We start from the raw sequence: 3,573 nt of genomic DNA on the forward strand, positions 1-3,573 counted from the left end.
GGTCATGCGGGTAGTTGCGGGCCCAGTTGATCAGTTTGTCTGCTCGTGTGGGCACCTCCCGCTGTTGCACTTGCTCCCCAGTTGGGTCAATGGACTGTATGACGGTATTGCTTGCATGAATATCCATTCCTGCGTAATGTGTCGTAGTATTCATAAGAGGACCTCTCTGTATGGTTGGAGTTGAATGTGGATTCTACCCAATCTACAGGTGTCCTCTTTCTAATGCATAATACCGGACGCACCTCGCCGCTCGCCCATCGGTCCCACCTCTTGCTTTTACGGTTCAAATTTTGTCATTTATAACCCTCACGAATCTCGGCGTAGGTTATGCGCCGTCCGTTAAGGCAACACCAATGATTCAACGTGGTTTCGAGTTTGCTCTTCTAACTTAATCTTTTCTTTGTTTGCTCTATACCATTCGGCAACTTCCCATTCTCCTGTAATAGCTCTGCCAGCTCCCATCCAGTCAGCAACCATTTCTAATAAATATCGCTTTGGTATAGGCAAACAAATTTCATCGCCATCATCACGTTGCAGTATCCAATATTGCCAGTGGTGTTTTTTGCGGTTTTGGTGGTGGTTCCAAGCTACATCAAATTGCCTGTGTTCTTCGTATTGGCTACTTCCATCCGGCGCATAAAAAGTTTTCGCATAAGGCATCCATTCGCTCGGCAAAAATTTACTCCAATCGTGTATAATTAATTGCCAAATTGGTGCGCCTACTTTTAAGCCAGCAACAAACACAAACCATTTGTGCCTTATCACATATTTAAAATATTCTAAATGTCGTCGCATTGGTGTTGTCCTTAACCAGCGCATTAAACGGACACGCCTCGCCAAGTCTTTGCCGCTCTTGGTTTTAAGTCTCATCTTTCGTTAGTTGCTAATTCAACATTTTATCGCGTGCAGCTTATGCGCAATGGCGTTATAGCACTTATAAAAACTTGCCTGAATATGCTATTCCTTTATTTTACTAACTAATTTATCAGATTAAATTTAATTCAACCTTGGAATGCAAATAGATAAGGAAGTCCTAAGTGATATAAAGAGAGGATGCAATTATCTCATAGAAAACTATGATCATTTTGCAGATTATCGAGATGATTTAGAATTCAGTGATGACCCTGATGATTATAATGACTTTGATTATATACCATTTTATTTTCCTGGGGAATACGATTATATAGAAGTTCACGTCGCAAATTTTCTAAGACTAGTTGATGAATTCCCAACTTTAGAGATCGTAAATAAAGGGAGAATTAAAACTAAATCACTAACCTACCAAATTGTTTCGGCTGCAAATGGTGATGAAGAACATGTAATAAAGAACTTTCACGATTTCTCACTGCCTTTAGATAATGGAATACATATTGATGTAGTAGAAAAATCATTTATTGTAGGATTGGCAGCCACCAAGCTAGATGCTTATGATGAAGATTTTTTGGGTTCTATTAGTCCCTACCTAGCAGTTGAAATTGAATACCCTCAAGATTTTGAGAAACTTTCTGAACAGGAAGAAGAAAATTTAATAAAATCATATTTGTTTGAAATTGCTGATAGTTCTGGCATTTCACTAAAATATTCTGAGATAAATGATTTTGATTTTGATCATGAGGCTTGGGAAAAAGAAATGAAAGAGAAAGCCGTTGAAAATCTTCGAAATTTAGAGCCTTATAATGAAGGTATGAGACTATTTGTTTCTGCATTACAAATCGAAGATCCAGAATTGAAATTACTTAACTTCTACAAAATACTTGAGCATTTTGCTCCTGTTGTTGTAAACATAGAAGGAAATGAATTAATGAGAAAAAAATTAGATGTAGCACAAACAAAAACACTGGATGGTGATTTTATTAGATCTATTTTTGATTTAGCTAAATCTTTTGAGGAAAAGTTTCGTGATGAAGAATTGATTAAATCTATTTTTAACGTCTCATTCGATTTTGTAGGATTATTTGAACACTTACCGAATTCAATTCGAAAACAAGTTAGGAAACAAACTAAATTTGAAAAATTAACTTACGAGACTGACAATGATAAAATTGCTACCGCATGTAACATGGTAGCCAAAATATTGTATGCAACTAGAAATAGGGTCGTACATTCTAAATCGAATTTCTCTACGAATGGAAATGAATGCCCGAACTCAGATTTGAATCAATTTAATGAATTCTTAAAGCATGCTAGTTCTCAAACAATAAGATGGTATAATAGGCTGCCAAAACACCAAAAGTCTACCGATATACAGTGATAAGTGCTATAACCCGCGCATTTATTAGACTACCCTACCGAGTTGAGATGTGCAAAAACGTCTCTCATATTTAACAATACCAGCACGGCGGGAGACAGGCTAGCCCGCGCATAAGGCCTAGAGCCTAACGCTTGAATCAGCCCTCCCGCCGGTGGTATTACCAAAACCTAAATAGCATTCCAGCCGGGATCGCTCCCAGGCTTATAATAGAGTCAGGTTCCGTAATACAATGCTGGTATTATCAGCATACCATGAATAAAATGAGCATTTGTTATGGATACTACAACCCCCACATCCTATCACCATTTTCTGGGCATTGATGTGTCAAAAGATACCATCGACTGTTGGCTGCGACCCCACGGGGAATACAGTCAATGGACCAATCGAGACGAAGGCTTCCAGCGCCTGCACCGGTGGTTAAACACCCACAACTGCCCCCAACAGCACACCATCATCTGTATTGAAAATACCGGCATTTACAGCGACCGCCTCTTGGCCAGCCTTAGCCGTCGGGGCTGGAAATGCGCTCTGCTTAAGACCACCGCTGCTAAGAAAGTAGCCCCGGAACACCATCGCAAAGATGATCGCTTTGATGCCCGCCTGCTGGCAGAGTATGGCGATCGCTACGCTGACCAGATTAGCCTGACACCTCCGCCGAAAAAGCGTATTAAACAGCTTCAGCAGCTGTACGCGGAACGACAGCGGGTAATTGCCGCACGCGGTGCCACCCAAAATCGCACCCAACAAGCCACCCACGCCCTGGTGCCCTCGCAGCTGCTCGAGGAGCAGTGGCAGCAACAACTGCAGCTATATGAACAACAAATAGAACAGCTGGAAGATCACATACACCAGCTCATTACCACCCATCAGGGACTAAACCAGTATTACCAACTGTTGCTGACAATCCCCGGCGTAGGAAAAGTCACCGCCTGGCTTTGGCTGACGTTGTTTTATGGCCATCAAACCCTCAACCACAAACAGATTGCCTCGCGGTTTGGTTTTGCCCCGCACCGCCACCGCTCCGGCTCATCGGTGAGAGGTAAGACACGTTCCTCCGGGCACGGGAACAGCCAGATGCGATCCTGTATGACGATGGTCGCCCGTTCGGTGAGTCATCACCATGAGCGGTTTGCCTGCTACAAACAACGAAAACTCAATGAAGGGAAACCGTGGCCAGTGGTTCGCAATAATCTAATCAACAAAATGATTAAAATTATCTGTGCTATCTGGAATAGTGGCCAAGCCTACCAAAAGGATTATACATCCAGGTTTGACAAGCAAAAAAGTGCGGCATAACACTTGACAAAGTCATAGCATTCAAG

At 42.0% G+C, this 3,573-nt stretch carries 3 protein-coding genes; 2 read left to right on the plus strand and 1 reads right to left on the minus strand.

The window, feature by feature from the left end; all coding sequences use genetic code 11:
- Positions 1–339: 339 nt before the first annotated feature.
- Entirely contained in the window at positions 340–870 is a 531-nt protein-coding gene (locus CK503_RS15755) for a DUF5662 family protein (protein WP_095607794.1), read from the minus strand.
- Between the two features lie 142 nt (positions 871–1,012).
- Here CK503_RS15755 and CK503_RS15760 point away from each other — a divergent pair, with 142 nt between their 5' ends.
- Both CK503_RS15760 and CK503_RS15765 read left to right on the plus strand, forming a co-directional pair.
- Positions 1,013–2,251 carry a hypothetical protein gene (locus CK503_RS15760; protein WP_095607795.1) on the plus strand — a complete coding sequence of 413 codons (1,239 nt, stop codon included), beginning with the start codon at positions 1,013–1,015 and terminating at the stop codon, positions 2,249–2,251.
- Between the two features lie 273 nt (positions 2,252–2,524).
- Positions 2,525–3,547, plus strand: coding sequence for an IS110 family RNA-guided transposase (locus CK503_RS15765; protein WP_095607796.1), 1,023 nt, complete (start codon positions 2,525–2,527; stop codon positions 3,545–3,547).
- Positions 3,548–3,573 lie beyond the last annotated feature (26 nt).

The sequence above is a fragment of the Fodinibius salipaludis genome (assembly GCF_002287075.1).
In the GTDB taxonomy this organism is placed as follows: domain Bacteria; phylum Bacteroidota; class Rhodothermia; order Balneolales; family Balneolaceae; genus Fodinibius; species Fodinibius salipaludis.

Coding starts and splice junctions, on each gene's coding strand:
- CK503_RS15760 (WP_095607795.1), top strand. CDS start 1,013: ATGCAAATAGATAAGGAAGTCCTAAGTGATATAAAGAGAGGATGCAAT.
- CK503_RS15765 (WP_095607796.1), top strand. CDS start 2,525: ATGGATACTACAACCCCCACATCCTATCACCATTTTCTGGGCATTGAT.
- CK503_RS15755 (WP_095607794.1), bottom strand. CDS start 870: ATGAGACTTAAAACCAAGAGCGGCAAAGACTTGGCGAGGCGTGTCCGT.